Source organism: Aggregatibacter kilianii (assembly GCF_003129965.1).
Taxonomy (GTDB): Bacteria; Pseudomonadota; Gammaproteobacteria; order Enterobacterales; family Pasteurellaceae; genus Aggregatibacter; species Aggregatibacter kilianii_A.
This window is the reverse complement of record NZ_NRCJ01000002.1, coordinates 13,254-38,666: the sequence shown is the minus strand read 5'-3', so window position 1 is coordinate 38,666 and position 25,413 is coordinate 13,254. Positions and strand designations below refer to the sequence as shown.

Below are 25,413 nucleotides of genomic sequence, written 5' to 3'. Positions count from 1 at the left end.
GCACGGGATTATATGTCATTGAATGAAAAATACTAAACGAATGGCGTTTAATTTTTATGCGGATAAAAAACAGGTACAACCAATAATTAATTAAAAACACTAAAAAATATGACCGCACTTCACGTGCAAATTTGCATTTATCCCTTGATTTTCTTTATAATTCGCCGCTTTAACATAACTCATCCCATTCTCAAGGAGGTTAAAACGCGTGAAATATACTTCATTTACACAAAACACCTTAACCGCATTTTTACAACAGCAGGCGGACGAAAATAACAGCTTTGCGTTGCTGCAAGGGCTCTGTTATTGGTTGCGCCACTGTCAGCCGCAGCAAGTCGTGCCCGCCCTACGTTTGTTTAAACACTGCTTAAAACAGGATAAAACCCTAGCGCGCAATATCAGTACCATGTTGTGCCGTTGGTTGTGCGGGATGCGTTTATATCCGTTATTTATTAGCAGCGGCATTTTGGCGCGGGAAGGTTTCGGACGTGAAATGAAGAACCGTTTATACGAACGTTTTAACCCTGAATTTAAAGACATTAACGACCTACGCGATGTGTTTTATTTGCTCTTCAGCGACAAAAACGATGCACGCTGGATCAACGCCGTGCCGCTCAAAGAATGGCGTGCTTTATTTAGCCTGTTAAGTCGCAACGCCGATAAAAACGACAAACAACGGGTACATGATCATTTTCAGGCGGAAGGGCTGTTCGCCATCGAAATGCTTTCTATTTGGATCGCGGCGGAAGACATGGAACCGGAACTGATGCGTATGGATCCCACTTTGCTTAACGCCGACTCGCCTTTTGTGGCGCTTCATCGGGAAGTGGTGGATTGGTTACAGGCGCGGCGCAATCAACAGGATTTTGATGACAGCCATCTGTATGTGATGTTTGAACAATGTCAGGCGCTGATCGAACGTCTGCAAAAACGGGGCACGGCGGTAGGCTCTTCGTTAAATGTGACCTATTTACTGGAACGCCTAAAACAAACCTTGGATCGTTTGGAAAACCTGATGGCGATTTTTGTCTCCAACCGCTACCTGCCGCGCCGCATTCTATTATTAACCGGCGCCCTTGCCTCGGCTTCAGCGGATCAACACAGTATTACCCGCCTGTGGAAACAAAGCTCGAAACTGGTTTCCCGCAGCATCACTCAAAACGCCGGCGATCACGGTGAACATTACATCACGCGCAATAAAAAAGAATATTTCGCCATGCTCTATTCCGCAGCCGGTGGGGGCATTCTCATCGCGTTGATGGCGTTATTTAAGGTGTATTTAGGCTCCGTTATTGACGACAAAGTGTGGAAAGGCATTGCGGAAGGGTTGAATTACGGCTTAGGTTTTACCCTCATATTCATGTTGCACTTCACCGTCGCCACCAAACAGCCCGCCATGACCGCCGCGCGTTTTGCCGAAGCGGTAGAACGCAACCCGCAAGGGCGCGCGCTCAATATGAAACTGGCACAATTATTGGTGGACGTATTTCGCTCACAAAGCGTCGCCGTGTTAGGCAACGTGGCGGTCGCCATCAGCCTGGCGGCGTTAATTTCGTTCCTGTTTGAACGCCAAACCGGCGCGCCGTTAATGAACCGCGAAATGATCGACTATCAATTACATAGCATTGATCCGCTGGCGGGCAGCTTGTGGTTTGCCGCCATCGCCGGCGTATGGCTGTTCTGTTCCGGCATTATTTCCGGGTTCTTTGATAATCGCAGTAATTACCTCAACTCACGCATGCGCTTACGCCAACACCCGTTACTCAAACGTTTACTTGGCACAAAATGCCGCACCAAATTCGCCGATTATATACACGACAATTACGGCTCCATCATGGGAAATCTGTGTTTCGGCATGTTGCTCGGCTTAACCGGCGTCGTGGGTTATTTAACGGGCTTGCCGTTGGACATCCGCCACGTCGCCTTCTCCTCCGCGAACGTGGGTTACATCGCCGTGAGCGGCAATTTCGGCATGGCATTATTGCTACAAAGTATCGCCTTTGTTTTGCTTATCGGCTTGGTCAACCTCATCGTGAGCTTCTCCCTCACCCTTCGCCTCGCCCTCCGCTCCCTTAACACCGAAGTGGACAGCTGGTGCGACATCTGGCGTTGCGTCTGGCAAATCCTCAAACAACGCCCGTTGAGTTTATTCCTGCCGGTGCAGTTGGAGAGATAAGTTCGGGAAAGTGCGGTCGAAAAAAATAACGTTTTTTGTGACCGCACTTTTCTCTTCTCAAAGATCCGCAAAATCACCACTTCGCACAAAATTTATCCCTTTACATAAATTTTAATAATGCGATTTTTGCCCTCCCTAAAATTCTTCTTAATTTATAAGCAGTTATTTGATGTCAATAATTCGAGTGAAAAATTTAGTGCTTGAATTTTCACTTTCAACACATTATCTTGTGCGAAATTTTTTACGACACAACTATATGTTGTGTTTTTTCATATCTTTTTAAGGAGTGGGAATCTTCCATGAACAAGGCATTAATGGTCACCAAACGTGACGGAAAACTGGAACCGATTAATCTTGATAAAATTCACCGCGTGATCACTTGGGCGGCGGAAGGATTGGACAATGTGTCCGTGTCGCAAGTGGAATTGCGCTCGCATATTCAGTTTTACGAAGGCATTCGCACCTCCGACATTCACGAAACCATTATTAAAGCGGCAGCGGATCTGATCAGCAAAGATTCGCCGGATTATCAATACCTTGCCGCGCGCCTTGCAGTGTTCCATTTGCGTAAAAAGGCTTATGGGCATTTCGATCCGCCTCGTTTATACGATCATGTGAAAAAACTGGTGCGCATGGGCAAATACGATCCGTCTTTGTTGGATGACTACACCCGCGAAGAATGGGACGAAATGGACGGTTTTATCGACCACTGGCGCGACATGACGTTCTCTTATGCGGCGGTGAAGCAATTAGAAGGCAAATATTTGGTGCAAAACCGCGTGACCGGTGAGATCTACGAATCTGCGCAATTCCTCTATTTATTGGTTGCGGCGAGCCTGTTCTCCAAATATCCGCAGGAAACCCGTTTGGATTATGTGCGCCGTTTTTACGATGCCACCTCCACCTTCAAAATTTCCCTGCCGACCCCGATCATGGCAGGCGTACGCACCCCGACCCGTCAATTCAGTTCTTGCGTCTTGATCGAATGCGGCGACAGTTTGGATTCCATTAACGCGACCGCGTCCGCCATCGTGAAATACGTTTCCCAACGCGCCGGTATCGGCATTAACGCCGGCGCCATTCGCGCCCTCGGCAGCCCGATTCGTGGCGGCGAAGCCTTCCATACCGGTTGTATTCCGTTCTACAAACATTTCCAAACCGCCGTAAAATCCTGCTCTCAAGGCGGTGTGCGCGGCGGTGCGGCAACGGTGTATTACCCGATTTGGCATTTGGAAGTGGAAAGCCTGTTGGTGTTAAAAAACAACCGTGGCGTGGAAGACAACCGAGTACGTCACATGGACTACGGCGTGCAGCTCAATAAACTCATGTATCAACGCTTAATCAAAGGCGGCGACATTACATTGTTCAGCCCGTCCGATGTGCCGGGACTGTATGAAGCCTTCTTTGCCGATCAAGACAAATTCGAGCAACTTTATGTGCAATATGAACAGGATCCGAATATCCGTAAACGTACCGTGAAAGCCGTGGAATTGTTCTCTTTATTAATGCAGGAGCGCGCCTCCACCGGTCGTATTTACATTCACAACGTGGACCACTGTAACACCCACTCGCCGTTCGATCCGAAAGTGGCACCGGTGCGTCAATCCAACCTGTGTTTGGAAATCGCTCTGCCGACCAAGCCGTTACAACATTTCCACGATGAAAACGGCGAAATCGCCCTTTGTACCCTTTCCGCCTTTAACTTAGGCAAATTGGAAAACTTGGATGAGTTAGACAATTTGGCGGATCTTGCCGTGCGCGCATTAGACGCTTTGTTGGATTACCAAGATTACCCGGTGATTGCGGCAAAACGCAGCTCCCTTGCCCGTCGTTCTTTAGGTATCGGCGTGATTAACTACGCGTACTATCTTGCAAAACACGGTGTGCGTTATTCCGACGGCAGCGCCAACGATTTAACCCACCGCACCTTTGAAGCTATTCAATATTACTTATTGAAAGCCTCCATGAATTTGGCGAAGGAACAAGGCGCGTGCGAATACTTCAACGAAACCACTTACGCGCAAGGCATTTTGCCGATCGATACCTACAAAAAAGACATCGACAGCTTAACTTCCGAGCCGTTGCATTACGACTGGGAAAGCCTGCGTCGCGACATCCAAGAATTCGGCTTGCGCAACTCCACCCTCACCGCCTTAATGCCGTCGGAAACATCTTCCCAGATTTCCAACGCCACCAACGGCATCGAACCGCCGCGCGGCCATGTGAGCGTCAAAGCCTCTAAAGACGGCATTTTGAAACAAGTAGTACCGGATTATGAAAACCTCGGCGAAAACTACGAATTACTCTGGGACATCCCAAGCAACGACGGCTACTTGCACTTGGTCGGCATCATGCAAAAATTCGTGGACCAAGCCATCTCCGCCAACACCAACTACGACCCGAAACGCTTTGAAGACGGCAAAGTGCCGATGAAAGTGCTGTTAAAAGATTTATTAACCGCTTACAAATACGGCTTAAAAACCCTCTACTACCAAAACACCCGTGACGGCGCCGAAGACAGCCAGGAAGATTTGGATGATGGTTGCGCTGGTGGGGCGTGTAAGATTTAATAAAATAAAAGTGCGGTAATATTCTTAAAAACTTCTTTAAATTTAACCGCACTTTTTTGTTAAGGAGAATTAATATGCCAGAACCAATCTCATCAATAAAAACTACGGCAGAAATAGTAAAAACAGCAACTGAAGTAGTAAAACCTGACACCGTTGCTGAAATACACGCACTACAGCATAGTGATGACCCCAGATTACAAAATGCAGGTAACTATGAAGCTGATACAAAGCAAAAAATAGCAGAAGCAAAAAATCTATTAGTTACATTGGTTCATGCAGGATTAGTGTTACCTATAAAAATGACTAAAGGAGCAATGGTGAAGATAGTTGAAAGTTTCTCTCTTCATTCTGAAAGTACCAAGCAAGCTATTAATCAGAAAATTGAAAGTTTAAAAAATCAAGGTTTTCTTTCTGGTGAAATTTCATCAATCCCCGCTTTTGCGGATATGGCTGAAAGATTAGTTTATTTAGATGAAGAACCTGATTTAAAACAAATGTTTGAAGATTTACTTATTAGCACAGTAGATTCTACTAAAACTAATATAAACCATCCTGCTTATGTGGAGATTCTTAAGCAAATAAATAACCAAGAAGCTAAAAAATTAAAAGTTCTTTTTGAGAAATCTGAAGAAGGAATTCCCATCTGTAATATAAACTTAATCACTAATGATCAAGGACACTATCAAATAATCCAAAAATACATAATTCCAAACCCCTATAGCGATATATCCCAAAAAGAATTAGAAAATTGGGAACGACTGAAACTAATTATAATCAACATGGAAATATATTGGACCAATGATCAACTGTATAGTTACGCACAAAATATTATCGATGAGGCTAATAAGACAGCAGTTTCCCCCCTAAAACTAGAATTAACAAAAGGACAATTAACATTCACTGAATTTGGAAAAAACTTTGCCAAAGCTGTTGGAATTATCAAATAGGAGATAAAAATGGCATACACCACTTTCTCACAAAACAAAAACGACCAGTTAAAAGAACCGATGTTCTTTGGTCAGAACGTTAACGTTGCACGTTACGATCAACAAAAATATGAGACTTTTGAAAAGCTCATCGAAAAACAACTTTCCTTCTTCTGGCGTCCGGAAGAGGTGGATGTGTCGCAAGACCGTATCGACTACGCAGCGTTGCCTGATCATGAAAAACATATTTTCATCAGCAACTTAAAATACCAAACCCTGTTGGATTCCATTCAAGGCAGAAGCCCGAACGTGGCGTTGTTGCCGTTGGTGTCCATTCCGGAATTGGAAACCTGGATCGAGACCTGGACATTCTCCGAAACCATCCATTCCCGTTCTTACACCCACATTATTCGCAACATAGTCAACGATCCGTCCATCGTGTTTGACGACATCGTAACCAACGAAGAAATCATCAAACGCGCACGCGACATTTCTTCTTACTACGACGATTTAATCCGCGACAGCCAGCTTTACAGCCTGTACGGCGAAGGCACTTACACCGTGGATGGCAAAGAATGTGTTGTTACTTTACGCAATCTTAAAAAACAACTTTACCTTTGCTTAATGAGCGTCAATGCCTTAGAAGCGATCCGTTTCTATGTGTCTTTCGCTTGTTCATTCGCTTTCGCAGAACGTCAATTAATGGAAGGTAACGCGAAGATCATTAAATTCATCGCTCGTGATGAAGCCTTGCACTTAACCGGCACACAACATATTTTAAATATTATGGCAGCCGGTCAAGACGATCCGGAAATGGCGGAAATTGCCGAAGAATGCAAACAGGAAGCCTACGATTTGTTCTTAGCCGCAGCGGAACAGGAAAAGGATTGGGCGGATTATTTGTTCAAAGACGGCTCCATGATCGGTTTGAACAAAGACATTTTGGTGCAATATGTGGAATACATCACCAATATCCGTATGCAGGCGGTGGGCTTGCCGTTGCCGTTCCAAGCGCGTTCTAACCCAATTCCTTGGATCAACGCTTGGTTGGTTTCCGACAACGTACAGGTGGCGCCGCAAGAAGTGGAAGTGAGTTCTTATCTTGTGGGTCAAATCGATTCCAAAGTGGACACCAAAGATTTCGATGATTTTGATTTGTAATCGTTGATTTTGCCAAAAAGTGCGGTGGATTTTCGCGGCGTTTTTAAAAACACCCGAAAAATTCACCGCACTTTTTTATTGCACACTTTCCTCACCCCCTCCTCCACAAAATATATTTGATAGCCGTCACAATTTTGTTAAAAATTTGTTTCAAAATAATTTAAAGAATGATAATTAATAGCACCTATGGAGGATGTCTATTATGCAAACTGAAGCAACATTTTTTTCTAAATACAAAAGCCTGATTATTCTCGTCTTAGATTTTATTTTGATGTTGGTGCTAATCAACACCCTGCCCTTCTCCCCACAAGAAAATCGAGGGTTAGCGTTGCTCGTTTTTATCGGGATTTTGTGGCTGACGGAAGCCTTTAATATTACCGTCACCTCGCTTATGGTGCCGATTCTCGCCATTGCCTTAGGACTCATTAATACGCAAAAAGCCCTCGCGCCTTTTGCCACACCGATTATCTATATGTTCTTCGGCGGCTTTGTGATCGCGGCAGTATTGCAAATTCAACAGTTAGACAAAATCATTGCCAACTACATCGTACGCCTTGCCAAAGGCAATCTGAAACTCTCCGTAGCCTATTTGTTCGGCGTCACCACCTTCTTATCCATGTGGATCAATAACACCGCCATCGCCGCCATGATGTTGCCGCTCACTATCGGGATGTTAAAAGGCTTAAATGCAGAAAAAAATTACCGCCTGTATGCTTTCACCTTACTGGGCATGGCATTCTGCGCCAGTATCGGTGGTATCGGCACCTTAGTGGGCAGCGCACCGAATGCAATTTTAGCCTCTCAAATTCAAGTGACGTTCACCGAATGGCTGGGCTACGGTTTTCCGGTCATGTTGCTTTTATTGCCATCCATGTTATTCGCCCTTTGGGTGATTTTACGCCCGGATTTTTCCGTGGACTTCACGCCGTCCATCGAAAAAGTCACCTTCACCAAAAAGAACATTATCACCTTAGCCATCTTCGCCGGCATGGCGGTGGTGCTACTCTTTAGCTCGCTGATTAACCCATGGCTCTCCGGCATGTTAGGTTTGGCGAAAAAAATCGATAGCTTCGACAGCGTGATCGCCTTAACCGTGGTAGTCATTATCGGCGTCACCGGCGTGGCGAAATGGAAAGAAATTCAACAACGCGTGGAATGGGGCGTGTTGATGTTATTCGGCGGCGGTTTAACCTTGAGTATCGTGATGAAAGATTCCGGCGCCAGTAAAATCATGGCAGATACCATCGTGCAATTCACCAATGAAAAACCATTGTGGGTACTTTGCTTCGTCATCAGCGCGTTCATCATTTTCCTCACCGAATTCACTTCCAATACCGCCAGCGCGGCGTTAATTATGCCGATTGTGATTTCCGTGGCGCAAACCTTGAGCTTACCGCCAATTGCCCTTGCCGCCATCATCGCTTGCGGGGCAAGCTGCGCCTTTATGTTGCCAATCGCCACGCCGCCGAATGCCATCGTTTTCGCCACCGGGCATGTAAAACAATTGGATATGGCAAAAGTCGGCTTCATTTTGAATCTTTTCTGTATCGGAATAATTGGCGGCATGGCCTATTTCGTGTGGATCTAATTTCAATTACAATACGTTCAACGCTATTTAGAGCAGTCTCCTAGCTGCTCTTTTTTTATTTTAACGATCATGAAAATCCATTTATTACACCACCGACAAACCATCGAACACGACAACCGCATCCCACTCCTCGACCGCTTGGAACAACACGGCATTCACCATGAATACCAATGCCGCAGCGGCTATTGCGGCTCCTGCCGGGTAAAAATAAAAAAAGGCAAAGTGTCCTACGCGGAAACACCTTTAGCCTTTTTACAGAAAGATGAAATTTTATTATGTTGTTGTCGGGTGGAAGAAGATTTGGAAATTGAATTGTAAAAACACTTAAAAAAACGACCGCACTTTAAATACGTATTTAAAGTGCGGTCACAAAAAACAATGTTTTTTGACTTACAAATTATTCAAATCCAACACGTCCGTCATATCAAACAAGCCGTTGTCTTTTCCTTCAAGCCATTTAGCCGCGCGGACGGCGCCATTGGCGAAGGTCATGCGGCTGGAGGCTTTGTGGGCGATTTCTACCCGTTCGCCGATGTCAGCAAACCAGACGCTGTGCTCACCTACTACGTCGGAAGCACGAATGGTGGAGAAACCGATTTCATCGCGTTTACGCTCGCCGATAATGCCGTCGCGGCAGAATACGCCGTGGGTTTTTAAATCTCTTCCGAGGGTTTTGGCAATGTGTTCGCCCATGGAAAGTGCCGTGCCGGATGGTGCGTCCACTTTATGGCGATGGTGCGCTTCGATGATTTCGATGTCACAATAATCGCCCATCACTTTGGCGGCTTTTTCCAATAATTTGAACACTAAATTCACGCCGACGCTAAAGTTAGACGCGAACACGATGCCGATTTTTTCACTTGCCGACTTAATCGCCGCTTTGCCGGTATCATCAAAACCGGTGGTGCCGATCACGATTTTTTTCTGATTGGCGACACAGAATGCCAAATGTTCTAATGTGCCTTCGGGACGGGTGAAGTCGATTAAGAGGTCGAATTGATCTTTGGCGGCATTTAAATCGTCACCGACTTTGATGCCTAGGTTGCCGATGCCCGCCAGTTCGCCGGCGTCTGCGCCCACCAATGAGGAGCCTTTGCGCTCAAATGCTGCGCCCAATTCCACGCCTTCGGCGTTGTGTACCGCTTGTATTAATTGGCGCCCCATGCGTCCGCCCGCGCCTACGACGGCAATTTTTAATGTCATATGATTTCTCCCGAAAGTAACTTAACCTAACATTTTCATCGCACCACTATAAATTAAGTAGATGCCGAATAAAATAAAGATCACACCCGATACATTGTCAATATAGCGGCTGTATTGGCTATAAAAACGTTTGGCAATGGGGCGTGAAAATAAAATGGAAATGACGTAAAAATAAACGAACGTCTCCACGGTGATAATCAAAAGTGCGGTCAAAATTTGCCGCGTTTCGGTGATGTTGACCAACACAAAGGACATCACGCTGCTGAAATAAATTACCACTTTGGCGTTGGATAAATTCACCAACAAGCCTTTGACAATTTCATTTTTGGAATTGCTTTTCTGGGTTTGGTCGGCATCATCAAACACCGCATTGGTTTTCACCCGTGCCATTTTTACGCCGAGGTAAAATAAATAGCTGCCGCCCAATGCCATCACTACGCCTTGCAATGCCGGCGTGGTTTTAAATACAATTGCTAGCCCTAACACAGCGGCAGTCGCCCAAATGAACACGCCGAGAGTAATCCCGATAACGCCATACACCGCCGTGCGCCGCGAGCTGATTGCCGCCACACGGCTCACATAAAAGAAATCCGGCCCCGGCGAAAGCAATCCCATTAAATGAACGAACATTAAATTTAACATGGCGTTTCCTAGATAAAATGCGCTAGTGCGAAGATGACGAGAATGCTGTACCCCGCCGCCAGAATGTCATCTGCCATAATGCCGAAGCCGTTGGTGAGCTTTTCGTCGAAATAGCGAATCGGGTAAGGTTTTAAAATATCAAACACGCGGAAAGTGACGAAAGCCACGGCGCACCAGAACCATGAAATTTGCGGCACAGCTAACAGTACCAAGAAAACCGCCACGATTTCATCCCATACGATGCTGCCGTGATCGTGCACGCCCATGTCGTGACTGGTGCGTTCGCATAACCAAACGCCGATGAAGAAGCAAAGTGCGGTCAAAATTAAAAATGTTTTTGCACCGAGCCAGGGCAACAACAATGCACCTAACACCACACCCGCCAAACTGCCCCACGTACCGGGCGCCGGGCGCAATAAACCGGAGCCGAAACCGAGCGCCAGAAAATGAATAGGATTACGCAAATTCACCCGCTCCAGGGGATTTTGTGGTGCAGTCATAAGTTAAAACCTATTTGAAATGATCGAAACCGCGCGGTAACTCAAGTTCTACCGGCTGTCCGTTTCGTTGGAATTGAATGCGTTTTTTGCCCGCATGACGAATTTGTCCGATACAGGTATAAGGCACGCCGAGATGCGCCAAGGCTTTTTCTAATTTGGTAATATTGCTGTCGGACACGGTAAAGCAAAGTTCATAATCTTCGCCGCCCGATAAGGCGAACTGCTCCGCTTGCGCTAAACCGAATTCGCTGACGATCTCGGCGGAAAGCGGCAGTTTGTCTAATTCAATCATTGCGCCGCACTGGCTGCGTTCCAAAATATGCCCTAAATCGGCGACCAAGCCGTCGGAAATGTCGATTGCCGCATTTGCCAAGCCGGATACGGAAAGCTCCAAACCGAGTAACACACGCGGCGTCGGGCGCAAATGGCGTCGGATTAAAAATTCTTGCGCAGAATTGACCGCACTTTTGTCTTGCAGAATAAAGGATAAGCCTGCCGCGCTGTCGCCCAACGTACCGGACACATAAATCCAATCCCCGACTTTTGCCTGATGACGGCACAAACCTTTATTTTTCGCAATAATGCCTTGCGCAGTGATGGTTAATCCTAGCGGACCTTTGGTGGTATCGCCGCCGATAAGATCCACGTTGTAATGATCAAGAATGGCAAAGAAACTTTCGCTGAATTCCGCCAGCCAATCATGATCGATTTTCGGCAAGGTTAGCGCCAAGGAAATCCACGCGGGTTCGGCGCCCATGGAAGCGAGATCGCTCAAATTGGTGGCGACTGCTTTATAGGCTAAATCGGCGGGACGAATGCTCGGCAGGAAATGGATGTTTTCCACCATGGTGTCGGTGGTAATGGCTAAATGTTGATTGGTGTTAAGCTCGGTAATCGCACAATCATCGCCCACCGAAAGCACCACGTCTTTACGCGGAGAGCGCTTGGAGGCAGTAAAATAACGCTGAATAATATCGAATTCACCTTCACACATACTGCCTCCCTGCGTGGTTTAAGCGCGCACCACAGGTGCGATTTTGTCTAATACGCCGTTGATATATTTATGGCTTTCGTCCGCGCCGAACACTTTCGCCACTTCAATGGCTTCATTGATGACCACTTTGTACGGCACGTCCGCTTCAAATTGAAGCTCATACACCGCCAAACGCAAAATGGCTTTTTCGATAGGATCCAATTCATCTAAACCTCGATCCAAATAGCCCTGCATGGTGCGCTCCACCGCATCCACGTTTTCTACAGTTTGACGAAATAATTTGCGGAAATAAGGCTTATCCACGCCTTTCATGTCCTGCTCGGTCATGAAATTGAGTTCCACGATTTCCGGTGAGTTTTGCGAAACCGCCCAAGAATACAACGCCTGAACGGCACACTCACGGGCGCGACGACGTGGAGAGATTTTTTTTGTTTGTTCAGCCATTGTGATTTACGCAGCCTGAATTTGATTTAAAAGATTGTACATTTCCAATGCGACTAACGCGGCTTCCGCGCCTTTATTACCGGCTTTGGTACCTGCGCGCTCAATGGCTTGTTCGATGTTTTCGGTGGTTAATACGCCGAATGCCACAGGAATTTCGGACTCCATCGCCACTTTGCCTAAACCGCTGCTGGCCTCGCCCGCCACATATTCAAAATGCGCTGTGCCACCACGAATGACCGTACCTAAGGCAACGATAGCATCGAATTTTTTGCTTTCCGCCAAACGACGTGCCACTAAAGGCAATTCATACGCACCCGGCACGCGTACTAAAGTGATGTTGTCATCTTTAACCTGACCGATGCGTTTTAACGCGTCAAGGGCGCCTTCAAGCAGGCTTTCGTTGATAAAACTGTTAAAACGGCTGATAACCACGGCGACTTTTGCTTTTGGTGCGGCGATATTACCTTCTAAAACTTTCATGTTCTTTCCTATTGTGATGTTAATGAAAAATAGCGCGCGAATTCTAGCATAAAATTCCTTTGCAGGCAGTAAGAAAAGCAAAAGTGCGGTCAAAATTCTCTGCGTTTTTTGACCGCACTTTATTGCCAATCAGACTGAATTAACGCCAGGCTTTGAATTGATTGATCAAGCCGTTGGTTGAGCTGTCGTGGCTTTCAATTTTATCGTTGTTCACCAATTCAGGCAGGATTCGGTTGGCAAGTTGTTTGCCTAATTCCACACCCCATTGGTCGAAACTGTAAATGTTGAACAACACGCCTTGCACGAAAATTTTGTGTTCATATATGGCAATCAACGCACCCAGGCTAAACGGGGTGATTTTTTGTAACAAAATGGAATTGGTCGGTTTGTTACCGGTGAACACTTTGAACGGCACGATGTCTTCCACTTCCGCCAAGGTTTTGCCTGCTTTCAGAAATTCCGCTTCCACTTGTTCTTTGGTTTTACCGAACGCTAAAGCTTCCGTTTGTGCAAAGAAGTTGGAAAGTAATTTGTTGTGATGATCGGACAACGGATTATGGGTTTGTGCCGGTGCAATGAAATCACAAGGAATTAATGTCGTACCTTGGTGAATTAATTGGTAGAAGGCGTGCTGACCGTTGGTGCCCGGCTCGCCCCAAATGATCGGGCCGGTTTGATAGTTGTCGATAACTTTGCCGTCACGTCCCACATATTTCCCGTTGGATTCCATGTTGCCTTGTTGGAAATAGGCGGCGAAACGATGTAAATATTGGTCGTACGGTAAAATGGCTTCCGTTTGTGCACCTAGGAAATTGGTGTTCCATAAACCCACTAAGGCAAGGGTAGTCGGGATATTTTGTTCTAACGGCGCATTGCGGAAGTGTTTATCCATTTCGTGCGCACCGCTCAATAAAGCCTCAAAGTTTTCAAAGCCGATGGAAAGGGCGATAGATAAACCGATAGCCGACCATAAGGAATAACGTCCGCCGACCCAATCCCAGAAGCCGAACATATTGTCGGTGTCGATGCCGAATTTTTCTACTTCTTTGGCGTTGGTGGAAAGCGCCGCAAAGTGTTTCGCCACATGTTTTTCATCTTTTGCCGTCGCTAAGAACCAATCACGCGCAGAATTGGCGTTGGTCATGGTTTCTTGCGTGGTGAAGGTTTTGGAAGCAACCAATACCAATGTCGTTTCCGGATTCACTTTTTTCAGGGTTTCCGCAATATGCGTGCCGTCCACGTTAGACACAAAGTGCATGGTTAAATGATTTTTATACGGGCGCAACGCTTCAGTCACCATGTAAGGCCCCAGATCGGAACCGCCGATACCGATATTGATCACATCGGTAATGGCTTTGCCGGTGTAACCTTTCCATTCACCGGAAATGACACGTTCGCAGAAGGATTTCATTTTAGCAAGCACAGCATTCACTTCCGGCATCACATCTTTGCCGTCCACCAACACAGGCGTATTGGCACGGTTACGAAGCGCGGTGTGTAATACGGCACGATTTTCCGTGCGGTTGATTTTTTCGCCGGTGAACATGGCTTCCTTCGCTTGAGCCAAACCGCATTCTTCGGTGAGCTGACGCAATAAGCCCAAGGTTTCTTGGGTCAGATTATTTTTGGAGAAATCTACTAGGATTTCATTGTTGAAGGTTAAGGAATAATGCGCAAAACGATCTTTTTCCTGCGCAAATAATTCCTGAATCGTAGCATTTTTACGTTGTGCATGATGTTGCGTTAATGCTTTCCATGCGTTGGTATGGGTTGGATTAATGTTTTGCATAAGCTCTCCTTAAACTTAATCGATGAAATTTAATCAATGTATTCGGTTAAAACACGCGGTGTTAATTTGGTGATTAATTCATAACTGATAATGCCGGTAATTGCTGCGATTTCTTCAATAGGCAATTCTTTGCCCCACAGAATCACTTCATCGCCGACTTTGTCCTGACTGTCTGCGCCCAGATCCACGGTAAGCATATCCATAGACACTTTACCTACGATCGGCACGCGACGGCCGTTAAGATACACCGGTGTGCCTTCCGGTACGTCACGCGGATAGCCGTCGCCGTAACCGATCGCCACCACGCCGATTTTGGTGTCTTTTTCACTCACCCAAACGCCGCCGTAGCCCACCGGTTCGTCTTTTTTATGGTCACGCACGGCAATTAAAGAAGAAGTCAGATTCATCACCGGAATTAAGCCGTATTCTTTGCCGGCGGTATTGTTCGGCGAAATGCCGTACATAATAATACCCGGACGGATCCAATCCAGATGGGCGTCCTGCCAGAATAAAATGCCTCCGGAGGCGGAAATACTACGTTCGCCGGATTTGCCTTCCGTCGCCTGTAAAAAGCGGGCTAATTGTTTTTCCGTGTAACCGCATTCCAGTTCGTCGGCTCGGCTGAAATGGCTGACGAAGCCGATGTTCGAATCCACACAAGGCAAGGATTTCAATTTTTGATAGAAGACATCTACTTCGTCCAAATGTACACCCAAACGGTGCATGCCGGTATCAATTTTTAGCCAGACTTTGATCGGATTCGGGGTTTTCGCTTTCTCCAGCGCGTCCAACTGTTCTTTGCTGTGCACCACGGTTTGAATATTGTTGACCGCCAGAATCGGCAAATCTTTTGAGGAGAAAAAACCTTCCAAAAGCAAAATCGGTTTGGTGATGCCGCTGGAGCGTAATTTTAACGCCTCTTCCAAACGCGCTACGCCGAAGCAGTCCACCAAGCTTTCTACGGCGGAGGACACAAACACCACGCCGTGACCGTAGGCATTGGCTTTCACCACCGCAATGATTTTACTTTCCGGGGCTTTTTGTTTAATGGTTTGAATATTGTGTTTTAAAGCAACAGAACTGATTTTGGCTGTTGCAGGTTTCATGTGCATTTTTTATCTCTTTACAATTTCTGTTATTTAATATTCGTCATCGTAATGATGATGTTCCGCCAAATTATCAAAACGGGAAAACTGCCCTTGGAACGCCAGCTTCACCCGCCCGATCGGACCGTTACGCTGTTTACCGATAATGATTTCCGCAATGCCCTTTTCTTCCGATTCGCGGTTATACACTTCGTCACGATAAATAAACATAATCAAATCCGCGTCTTGCTCAATGGATCCGGACTCCCGTAAATCCGAGTTTACCGGGCGTTTGTCCTGACGGTTTTCCAACGTACGGTTTAATTGTGACAGGGCGATCACCGGCACTTCCAGTTCTTTCGCCAAGGCTTTTAACGAGCGGGAAATTTCCGCGATTTCCAAGGTACGGTTATCGGAAAATGCCGGTGCGCGCATTAATTGAAGATAATCCACCATGATTAAACTTAACCCGTTATTTTCTCGGTAAACCCGTCTGGCGCGGGAGCGTAGCTCCGTCGGCGTTAAACCTGAGGAGTCATCAATAAACAAATTTGGTTTTTTGGCAAGCACGCCCATGGTGCTGGAAATTTTCGCCCAGTCGTTATCATCCAAGCCCTGACCGGTACGAATTTTGGTTTGATCTACGCGGGAAAGTGACGCAAGGCTACGCATCATGATTTGCTCCGCCGGCATCTCAAGGCTAAATACCAACACCGGTTTTTCACTGCCTAACGCCGCATTTTCACACAGGTTCATGGCAAAGGTGGTTTTCCCCATAGAAGGACGCGCCGCGACGATAATCAAATCGGATTTCTGCAAACCGGCGGTTTTCTTGTCTAAATCTTTAAATCCAGTGGAAACGCCTGTGACGCCGGAATGATCTTTGGTTTGGCTGAGTTGTTCGATTTTGCTAATGGTGTTTTCAAGAATGGCGATAATATTTTGCGGACCTTCATTGCCGGAGGTGCGTTTTTCGGCGATGGCGAAGACTTCGCGCTCCGCTTCGTCCAACAAATGTTTAACATCCTGTCCTTTCGGCGAATAGCTGTTTTGCGCAATTTTGTTCCCCACGGAAATCAATTCGCGCATGATCGCCTTTTCCCGCACTACATTGGCATACGCCACCACATTGGCGGCACTTGGCGTGTTATTGGAAAGCTCCGCCAAATAGGCAAAACCGCCCACCTGTTCAATCACCTCGCGACTTTTCAGCGCCTGTTCCAAAGTAATTAAATCCACCGGCGCCTGTTGCGCGATGAGTTTTTCCATTTCCTCAAAAATCAGGCGGTGTTCAAAACGGTAAAAATCCTCCTTCACCACATTTTCCGCCACATCATCCCAATAAGAATTATTCAATAAAATACTGCCCAACACCGCTTGTTCGGCTTCGATGGAATGAGGGGGAATGTTTAAATTGGTGGTGTTTTGTTCTTTTGCAGGAGGTGAATTCTTAGACGCCATCGTTACCTCGGTTAATGGAAAAAAGTCGTTATATGATATACCAAATCCGGGGGCGGTTTAACTTAAAAATACAAAAAAGTGCGGTGGAAATTCGCTGCGAAAATCCACCGCACTTTTTCTTTAACGGGAACCGATTAACAGAGAAATCAGCCGTTTAATTTGCGTCTTGCCGCCACCGCGTCGGACAATTCCTGCAAGACGTTTTCGCTGTCTTCCCAGCCGATACAGCTGTCGGTGATACTTTGCCCGTAAGTCAACTCTTTGCCTTCAACCAAATCCTGACGACCTTCGACCAAGTGGCTTTCAATCATCACGCCGAAAATTTTATCGGAACCGGAGGCGATTTGGCGTGCCACTTCATGGCTGACATCCAATTGTTTTTTGAATTGTTTGCTGCTGTTGGCATGGCTGAAATCCACCATCACATGCGGTGTATAGCCTGCTTTGTCAAGTTCCGCACAAACTTCGCTCACGTCTTTTTCACTGTAATTCGGACCGTTGTCGCCGCCGCGTAAAATAATGTGGCAGTCTTCGTTGCCTTTGGTGGAAACAATGGCGGAATGACCGAATTTTGTCACGGAGAGGAAATGGTGCGGTGCTTCAGCGGCGCCGATGGCGTCTAAAGCGATTTTTACGCCGCCGTTGGTCGCATTTTTAAAGCCCACGGCACAAGATAAACCGGAAGCCAATTCACGGTGCACTTGCGATTCGGTGGTTCTCGCCCCGATAGCGCCCCAGCTCATGAAATCCGCCAAATATTGCGGAGTAATCATATCCAAAAACTCACCGGCGGTCGGCACGGTTAAATCGTTAATGTCCGACAATAATTTACGCGCCATACGCAACCCGTCATTTAACGCATAGGTATTGTTTAAGTGCGGGTCATTAATTAAGCCTTTCCAACCCACGGTGGTACGCGGTTTTTCAAAATACACGCGCATGATGATTTGTAAGGTATCCTGATATTTGTCACGCATTAATTTAATACGTTGGGCGTATTCTAACGCCGCTTTCGGATCGTGAATGGAGCAAGGCCCGATAATCACAAGCAAACGATCATCGCCGCCATGAATAATTTTATGCGCCTCTTTACGGGCATTTTCTACGGTTTTCGCCGCAATTTTGCTTGCCGGGTATTTTTCTAACAACGCAATCGGTGGTAATACCTGTTCAATTTCGCCAATACGCGTGTCGTCATTTTCAATGGAAATATCGTTTTTTGTGTTCATTGTTCACTCTCTTAAATACAACAAATTTTAAACTTACCGAAAAAAGTGATATCACTCTACCACCATAATTTGTACTAGTAAACTAGTTTATTATATTTCTTCTTAATGGCTACTTAACACTTGTGCCGGTTGTAACTTCGCCGCACGATTTGCCGGATAAAGGCTGGCGCATAAGCTCAGTACTAATGCAGAAATCAACACCAACAAGACATCCTGCCAATGTAACTCCGTCGGCAGGAAGTCCACGAAATAAATGCCGTCAGACAATAATTTTCTGCCGATTAAACCTTCCAAGCCTTGAATAAGTGCGGTTAAATTTAACGCTAAAATGACGCCCAACACAATGCCGATCAAACAGCCTTTCATGCCTGCCTGTAAGCCGTACCAAATAAAAATACGTTTAATGAAAGCATTATTCGCGCCGAGGGTGCGCATGATGGCAATGTCACCGGCTTTGTCTTTTACCGCCATGATTAAAGTAGAAACGATGTTAAAACAGGCGACACCAATCACCAGCACCATGGCAATGTACATCACCGTGCGAATCAGCTGAATGTCGCGGTACATATAGCCGAATTTGCTGATCCAGTTTTGCAGATACAACATCTGCGGGTAATCCTGCAACATGGCATAATCCATGTTTTGCACACTAAAAGGATCGGCGGTTTTTAGCTCCACGCCACTCACTTGATCCGCCTGATAATTCATCAGTTGCTGCGCCTGCGCCAAGGGCATTAAGGCATAACTGTGATCAAGCTGACCGTCTAAACGCAAAATGCCGGTTACTTGAATGCGTTCACGCAAAGGCTGTGTGAGATTCTCCGAACCTTTTTGCTGAGAAATCAAGAGCGAAACCCAATCGCCTTCCTGCACGTCCAAATCCCGTGCAATGCCTGAACCAAGCACTAATCCGCCGTTTTGTGCAAAATTCTGCCAACCTTGATTTAACACGAAACGCCCTAGGGAGCTCACCTGATCCTGTAGCGCCGTTTCCACGCCTTTAATTTGTACCACTTTTAATTTTGAGCCGTTTTCCACCAAGGCGGTAAAACTCACAAAAGGCGAAATGCCGGTAATCTGTGGATTTTGTTTGAGTTTGGACGCCAGATTCTGCCAATGATTGATGGGCACATCGCCTTGTCCGGGTGCAGAAATAATTTCCGCGTGCGGCACCACCGCCAAAATGCGTTGATTCAGCTCGCGCTCAAAACCGTTCATGGCACTCAAGCCGATAATCAACACCGCCACGCCCAAGGCGATGCCCATGCTGGAAAAGAAGGCTATCAGCGACACCAGACGATTTTTATGCTTACTGCGCTGATAACGCCAGCTGATAAAAAATGGCGTATTCATCAGGCATTTTCCTCGCGTAGCACGCCGTCTTGCATGATTAAACGGCGATTCAATTTTTCCGCCAAACTTAAATCATGGGTCACCAATAAAAAGGCGATATGTTTTTCTTGATTGAGCTGTTGAATCAGCTCAAAAATGCTTTCTGTGGTTTTGTGATCCAAATTTCCCGTGGGTTCGTCCGCCAGCACCAACGCCGGATTATTCACCAAGGCGCGGGCAATCGCCACCCGTTGACGCTCCCCACCGGACAAGGCGGAAGGACGATGTGAAATTCTGTGCTGTAAACCGACCGCACTTAAGATCTGCTCGGCGCGCCCTTGCGCTTCTGTTTTGTTTTGTTGCCCGATGAGCATCGGCATCATCACGTTCTCAAGTGCGGTGAAATCCGCCATCAAATGATGAAACTGATATACGAAGCCTAAATATTGATTGCGCAATTTCGCCAAGGCATTCGGGTTCATTTGTTGCAACGATTGCCCTTTGATAAACACCTCACCGCTACTCGGTTGATCCAAACCGCCCAAGGTGTGCAACAGCGTGCTTTTGCCCGAACCGGAACTGCCCACGATAGCGACCAACTCGCCCGGCTGCATGGCAAAAGAAACCTGTTTCAACACTTCCGTTTGCTGTGTGCCTTCAAGGTAAGATTTACTGATATTTTGGCAGGATAATAATGCTGTATTCATGTTTTCATCTCTTGTTTATTCGTAGCGCAAGGCTTCCGCCGGCTCGACTTTCGCCGCCCGATAGGCAGGATAAATAGTGGATAATAACGACAATAATAAAGAAAAGGCGATAATCGTCAGAATTTGCCAAGGCTCAAGTGCGGTCGGTAAATACATATTTTGTGCCCCCAACAAATTCACAATGCTGCCTAAATTTAACGTAATCAACACGCCTAACACCGCGCCAAGCAAGGTTCCCATTAAGCCCACCAACAAACCTTGATAAATGAAGATGGAACGCACCTGCCCTTTGGTTAAGCCCTGAGTTTGCAAAATAGCGATTTCCCCCTGTTTGTCCACCACCATCAGACTTAAAGACGTAATGATATTGGACACCGCCACCACGATAATTAAGCTCACCAACAACCCCATCATGTTTTTTTCCATGCGCACCGCTTGGAAAAACTCACCCTTTTGCGTGCGCCAATCGCTGATTTGGTAGTCTGAAGGAAACGCCGTCGGCAATTCGGTAATTTGGAACGGATCCGTTAAAAATAAACGAAAACCCTGCGCTTCGCCCGGCTGAATGCGCATTAAACGCCCGATGTCCGTTAAATTGGCAAAGGCTTCGTAACCCGACACTTCCCCGCTATCAAAATAGATTTCGCTCACGGTAAATAAACGCTGCAACGGCACGCGTCCGAAAGGCGTGTATTGGCTGTTTTCCGTGATCATCAAACGCACTTTATCGCCGACATGAAGACTTAACTTTTGCGCCAGCTGATCGCCAATAATGATTTTAAACTCGCCGGCAGGCAGCATGTTGTCAAATTCCTGTTCGGGAAAATCAAACAAAATCGGGTCATCGGAAAACTGCCGAATGCCAATCACCTGCCCTGCGCTCACGCCGCCGGCGGTCTGGAAAATCACGTTCGTCATGTTAATCGGCACGGCTTTTTGTACGAAATTCGGCAGTTGCGGCTGCGCTTCATCAATCTTGGCAGTGCCATTCGGGCTGACAATGGCATGCGGAATAGAAGAAAGCACCTGTTGCTTTTGGTAGCTTTCCAAACCGTTCATGACGGAAAGCACGATGATCAACGCCATCACGCCGAGCACAATGCCGAAGCTGGCTAAATTCGTCACCAAACGCCCGAAACGATCGGCACTTTTCGCCCGCCAATAGCGCAACGCAATAAAAAGAGGGGTAGATAAGGTCATAACGGATTAAAACGAGTCAAAAATACGGAAAAAATTGCGCGCTAGTTTAGCATAGACAAAGATAAAAAGCAGAAAATCGGTAAAGAATTCTCTCATGCCGCACATGAAAAAACACTGCGAAAAACAACCGCACTTTTTTATGCAGATAACATTTGACAGCACAGGCGCATCTTCCTACTATTCACCCCATTTCTTTCACACCTAACAAATGGAAACCTTATTTTGAAAAACACCACCGAAATGCTAAAAAATACCCTCGCCCAACGTATCCTCATTTTAGACGGCGCCATGGGCACGATGATCCAAAAATATAAACTCACCGAAACTGATTTTAGGGGCGAGCGGTTTAAGGAAAGTGCGGTCGATTTGCGTGGGAATAATGACTTGCTCACGCTTACGCAGCCGTTGTTGATTTCGGCGATTCACGAGAAGTATTTGGCGGCGGGTGCGGATATTATCGAAACTAACACCTTCAGCTCCACCACCATTGCGCAGGCGGATTACGACTTGCAATCTATCGCCTATGAGCTGAATTTTGCAGGGGCGAAGTTGGCGCGTTTGGCGGCAGATAAATTCAGCACGCCTAAAAAACCGCGTTATGTGGCGGGGATTTTAGGCCCGACCAACCGCACGGCATCCATTTCGCCTGATGTGAATGACCCCGGTTTCCGTAACGTGACCTTTATGGAATTAGTCGAAGCCTATTCGGAAGCGACTCGCGGTTTGATCGAGGGCGGTGCGGATTTGATTATGATCGAAACCATCTTCGATACGCTCAACGCCAAAGCGGCGGTCTTCGCTATTGAAAACGTGTTTGAAGAAATGGGCGTAGAATTGCCGATTATGATTTCAGGCACGATTACCGATGCTTCGGGTCGTACCCTTTCGGGGCAAACCACGGAAGCCTTCTACAACTCCCTTCGCCACGCCAAACCGCTGACTTTTGGTTTGAACTGTGCGCTTGGCCCGAAAGAGCTTCGCCAATATGTGGAGCAACTTTCTAAAGTGAGCGAAACCTACGTTTCCGTTCACCCGAACGCGGGCTTGCCGAACGCTTTTGGTGGCTATGATTTAGGCGCGGAAGAGATGGCGGCGCACTTGAAAGAGTGGGCGGAAAGTGGTTTTGTGAACATCATTGGTGGCTGTTGTGGGACGACACCTGAACACATCAAAGCCTTCGCCAATGCGGTGGAAGGCATTGCACCACGCAAGTTACCCGAAATCAAAACGGCGATGCGTTTATCGGGCTTAGAACCGCTTAACATTGATGATGAAAGCCTGTTTGTGAACGTGGGCGAGCGCAATAACGTGACAGGTTCGGCGAAGTTCAAACGCTTAATTAAAGAAGAAAAATTTGCCGAAGCCATGGAAATCGCCATCGATCAAGTGGAAAACGGCGCGCAGGTGATCGACGTGAATATGGACGAAGCCTTGCTCGATGGCAAAAAATGTATGACCCGTTTCTTGAACATTATGGCGACGGAACCCGATGCGGCGAAAGTGCCGGTGATGGTGGACTCGTCAAAATGGGACGTGATCGAAGCAGGCTTGCAATCCATTCAAGGCAAGGGAATCGTGAACTCCATCTCGCTTAAAGAAGGCGAAGAAATCTTTATCGAACACGCTAAACTGGTGCGTAAATACGGTGCAGCAGTGGTGGTGATGGCGTTCGACGAAGTGGGGCAAGCGGACACCGAAGAGCGCAAAGTGGAAATCTGTACCCGTGCCTATCGCATTTTGGTGGATCAGCTCAACTTCCCACCTGAAGACATCATTTTCGACCCGAACATTTTCGCCATCGGCACGGGCATTGAAGAACACAACAACTACGGCGTGGATTTCATCAACGCCACGGGGCGCATTAAACGCTCGCTGCCACACGCCAAAATTTCGGGCGGCGTGTCGAACGTCTCCTTCTCCTTCCGCGGCAACAACGTGATGCGCGAAGCGATTCACGCCGTGTTCCTGTATCACGCCATCAAACAAGGGATGGATATGGGGATCGTGAACGCGGGGCAGCTCGCCATTTATGACGATCTCGATCCTGAATTGCGTAACGTGATCGAAGATGCGGTGTTAAACCGCACGCCGGACGGCACGGAACGTTTGCTCGACATTGCGGAAAAATATCGCAACCAAGGCGGCGATGAAAGTGCGGATAATGCTGTCGCCGAATGGCGGACGTGGAGCGTGACTGAACGCTTGAAACACGCGCTCGTGAAAGGCATCACCACCCACATTATCGAAGACACCGAAGAAGCCCGCCAGCAATTCGCTTCGCCGTTGGAAGTGATCGAAGGCCCGTTGATGGAAGGCATGGACGTGGTGGGCGATTTGTTCGGCGATGGTAAAATGTTCCTGCCGCAAGTGGTGAAATCGGCGCGTGTGATGAAGCAGTCGGTCGCCTATTTGGAGCCGTTCATCAACGCCACCAAACAGAAAGGCTCAAGCAACGGTAAAGTGGTGATCGCCACCGTGAAAGGCGACGTGCATGACATCGGCAAAAACATCGTGAGCGTGGTGATGCAATGTAATAACTTTGAAGTGATTGACTTGGGCGTAATGGTGCCGGCGGACAAAATCATTCAAACCGCCATCGACGAAAAAGCGGACATCATCGCTCTGAGTGGCTTGATTACGCCATCGCTGGACGAAATGGAATACTTCTTGGGCGAAATGACCCGCTTAGGCTTGAACTTGCCGGTGATGATCGGCGGGGCGACCACCTCGAAAGAACACACGGCGATTAAACTTTATCCAAAATACAAAGAACACGGCGTGTTTTACACCTCCAACGCTTCCCGCGCGGTGACGGTGTGTGCCACCTTGATGAACCCGGAAAGCCGTGCAGCGTTGTGGGAGCAGTTCAAAGCGGATTACGAGAAAATCCAAAAATCTTTCGCCAACCGCAAACCACTACGCAAGCAACTTAGCATTTCGGACGCAAGAAATAACCGCTTGCACGCTTTCGAAGGCGAATGGGCGGATTATGTGCCACCTGTGCCGAATCAGACAGGGATTGTGGAGTATAAAAACGTGCCGATTGCCGAGCTGCGTAAGTTTATCGACTGGTCGCCGTTCTTCCGCGTATGGGGCTTAATGGGCGGCTACCCTGATGCCTTCGATTACCCAGAAGGCGGCGAAGAAGCGCGCAAAGTGTGGAACGATGCGCAAGTGGTGCTGGACGAATTAGAGCAAAACCACAAGCTCAACCCAACGGGCATTATGGGGATTTTCCCGGCGGAACGCGTGGGCGATGACATCAAAATCTACAAAGATTCCGACCGCACTTTGGAAGGCGGCACGGCATATCACCTGCGCCAACAAACCGAACGCGGCAAAAACAGCAAAAGCGAATACAACCTTTGCTTGAGCGACTACATTGCCGATAAAGAAAGCGGCAGAAAAGACTGGCTCGGCATGTTCGCTGTATGCGCGGGCATTGAAGAACACGACTTGGTGGAAGGCTACAAAGCCGCAGGCGACGACTACAACGCGATTCTGCTCCAAGCCGTAGGCGACCGTTTAGCCGAAGCTATGGCGGAATACCTGCATTTTGAACTGCGCACCAAAGTATGGGGCTACTCCGACGAACAATTCGACAACGCCGGCTTAATCGCCGAAAACTACCAAGGCATCCGCCCCGCCCCCGGCTACCCAAGCTGCCCGGAACACACGGAAAAAGCCCTGATTTGGGATTTACTGGAAGTGGAACAACGCATCGGCATGCGCTTAACTGAAAGCTATGCCATGTACCCAGCGGCTTCAGTCTGTGGCTGGTACTTCACACACCCGGCAAGCAACTATTTCACCCTTGGACGAATTGATGAAGATCAGGCGGTGGATTACGCGAAGCGTAAAGGCTGGGATGAGAGAGACATGGTGAAGTGGTTGGGTGTGGCGATGAAGTAGGATTAATTATTAAG

General features: G+C 47.3%; 20 protein-coding genes. 7 read left to right on the top strand and 13 right to left on the bottom strand.

The genetic code is table 11. The annotated features are described in order from the left end of the window. The first annotated feature begins 208 nt into the window (after positions 1–208). From DK430_RS01560 to yfaE, 6 genes are all read left to right on the top strand, one after another. Positions 209–2,176: a site-specific recombinase gene (locus DK430_RS01560; RefSeq protein WP_109077371.1), complete on the top strand. Its 1,968-nt coding sequence runs from the start codon at positions 209–211 to the stop codon at positions 2,174–2,176. Positions 2,177–2,475: 299 nt separating this feature from the next. After that, on the top strand, positions 2,476–4,746 hold the full coding sequence (nrdA, locus tag DK430_RS01555) for a class 1a ribonucleoside-diphosphate reductase subunit alpha (RefSeq protein ID WP_109077370.1): 2,271 nt from the start codon (positions 2,476–2,478) through the stop codon (positions 4,744–4,746). Between the two features lie 74 nt (positions 4,747–4,820). Next, positions 4,821–5,693: a DUF4393 domain-containing protein gene (locus DK430_RS01550; RefSeq protein ID WP_109077369.1), complete on the top strand. Its 873-nt coding sequence runs from the start codon at positions 4,821–4,823 to the stop codon at positions 5,691–5,693. 9 nt (positions 5,694–5,702) lie between these two features. Then, entirely contained in the window at positions 5,703–6,833 is a 1,131-nt protein-coding gene (nrdB, locus tag DK430_RS01545; RefSeq protein ID WP_109077368.1) for a class Ia ribonucleoside-diphosphate reductase subunit beta, read from the top strand. A 202-nt stretch (positions 6,834–7,035) separates the two neighbouring features. Further along, entirely contained in the window at positions 7,036–8,421 is a 1,386-nt protein-coding gene (locus DK430_RS01540; protein WP_109077367.1) for an SLC13 family permease, read from the top strand. 69 nt (positions 8,422–8,490) lie between these two features. After that, positions 8,491–8,739 carry a class I ribonucleotide reductase maintenance protein YfaE gene (gene yfaE, locus DK430_RS01535; protein ID WP_109077366.1) on the top strand — a complete coding sequence of 83 codons (249 nt, stop codon included), beginning with the start codon at positions 8,491–8,493 and terminating at the stop codon, positions 8,737–8,739. 72 nt (positions 8,740–8,811) lie between these two features. On the opposite strand, the gene dapB is transcribed toward yfaE, so the two are convergent. The 13 genes from dapB to DK430_RS01470 all read right to left on the bottom strand — a co-directional run bounded on the left by dapB (position 8,812) and on the right by DK430_RS01470 (position 21,487). Beyond that, positions 8,812–9,624, bottom strand: coding sequence for a 4-hydroxy-tetrahydrodipicolinate reductase (gene dapB / locus DK430_RS01530; RefSeq protein ID WP_109077365.1), 813 nt, complete (start codon positions 9,622–9,624; stop codon positions 8,812–8,814). A 21-nt stretch (positions 9,625–9,645) separates the two neighbouring features. Continuing rightward, positions 9,646–10,266: a homoserine/threonine efflux transporter gene (locus tag DK430_RS01525; protein WP_109077364.1), complete on the bottom strand. Its 621-nt coding sequence runs from the start codon at positions 10,264–10,266 to the stop codon at positions 9,646–9,648. Between the two features lie 8 nt (positions 10,267–10,274). Continuing rightward, positions 10,275–10,766, bottom strand: coding sequence for a phosphatidylglycerophosphatase A family protein (locus tag DK430_RS01520; protein ID WP_109077363.1), 492 nt, complete (start codon positions 10,764–10,766; stop codon positions 10,275–10,277). 10 nt (positions 10,767–10,776) lie between these two features. Continuing rightward, a complete protein-coding gene (thiL, locus tag DK430_RS01515; RefSeq protein ID WP_109077362.1) occupies positions 10,777–11,760 on the bottom strand; it encodes a thiamine-phosphate kinase in 984 nt (327 codons plus the stop codon). A gap of 18 nt (positions 11,761–11,778) precedes the next feature. After that, positions 11,779–12,204: a transcription antitermination factor NusB gene (nusB, locus tag DK430_RS01510; protein WP_109077361.1), complete on the bottom strand. Its 426-nt coding sequence runs from the start codon at positions 12,202–12,204 to the stop codon at positions 11,779–11,781. A gap of 6 nt (positions 12,205–12,210) precedes the next feature. Further along, positions 12,211–12,684, bottom strand: a complete 474-nt coding sequence (ribH, locus tag DK430_RS01505; protein ID WP_109077360.1) for a 6,7-dimethyl-8-ribityllumazine synthase — start codon at positions 12,682–12,684, stop codon at positions 12,211–12,213. A 139-nt stretch (positions 12,685–12,823) separates the two neighbouring features. Continuing rightward, entirely contained in the window at positions 12,824–14,473 is a 1,650-nt protein-coding gene (gene pgi / locus DK430_RS01500) for a glucose-6-phosphate isomerase (protein ID WP_109077359.1), read from the bottom strand. A gap of 29 nt (positions 14,474–14,502) precedes the next feature. Further along, complete coding sequence (gene alr, locus DK430_RS01495) at positions 14,503–15,585, bottom strand: alanine racemase (protein WP_109077358.1); 1,083 nt, start codon at positions 15,583–15,585, stop codon at positions 14,503–14,505. A gap of 27 nt (positions 15,586–15,612) precedes the next feature. Next, positions 15,613–17,019: a replicative DNA helicase gene (locus DK430_RS01490; protein ID WP_109077357.1), complete on the bottom strand. Its 1,407-nt coding sequence runs from the start codon at positions 17,017–17,019 to the stop codon at positions 15,613–15,615. 146 nt (positions 17,020–17,165) lie between these two features. Then, on the bottom strand, positions 17,166–18,248 hold the full coding sequence (aroG, locus tag DK430_RS01485) for a 3-deoxy-7-phosphoheptulonate synthase AroG (protein WP_109077356.1): 1,083 nt from the start codon (positions 18,246–18,248) through the stop codon (positions 17,166–17,168). A gap of 102 nt (positions 18,249–18,350) precedes the next feature. After that, a complete protein-coding gene (lolE, locus tag DK430_RS01480; protein WP_109077355.1) occupies positions 18,351–19,601 on the bottom strand; it encodes a lipoprotein-releasing ABC transporter permease subunit LolE in 1,251 nt (416 codons plus the stop codon). After that, positions 19,601–20,287 (bottom strand): lipoprotein-releasing ABC transporter ATP-binding protein LolD, encoded by a 687-nt coding sequence (gene lolD / locus DK430_RS01475; RefSeq protein WP_109077354.1) that lies wholly within the window; start codon positions 20,285–20,287, stop codon positions 19,601–19,603. The genes lolE and lolD overlap by 1 nt, the downstream gene beginning before the upstream one ends. Positions 20,288–20,302: 15 nt before the next feature. Then, on the bottom strand, positions 20,303–21,487 hold the full coding sequence (locus DK430_RS01470) for a lipoprotein-releasing ABC transporter permease subunit (RefSeq protein ID WP_109077353.1): 1,185 nt from the start codon (positions 21,485–21,487) through the stop codon (positions 20,303–20,305). A 240-nt stretch (positions 21,488–21,727) separates the two neighbouring features. On the opposite strand from DK430_RS01470, the gene metH reads away from it, so the two are divergent. Further along, complete coding sequence (gene metH, locus DK430_RS01465) at positions 21,728–25,399, top strand: methionine synthase (protein ID WP_204352501.1); 3,672 nt, start codon at positions 21,728–21,730, stop codon at positions 25,397–25,399. The last annotated feature ends 14 nt before the right edge of the window (positions 25,400–25,413 follow it).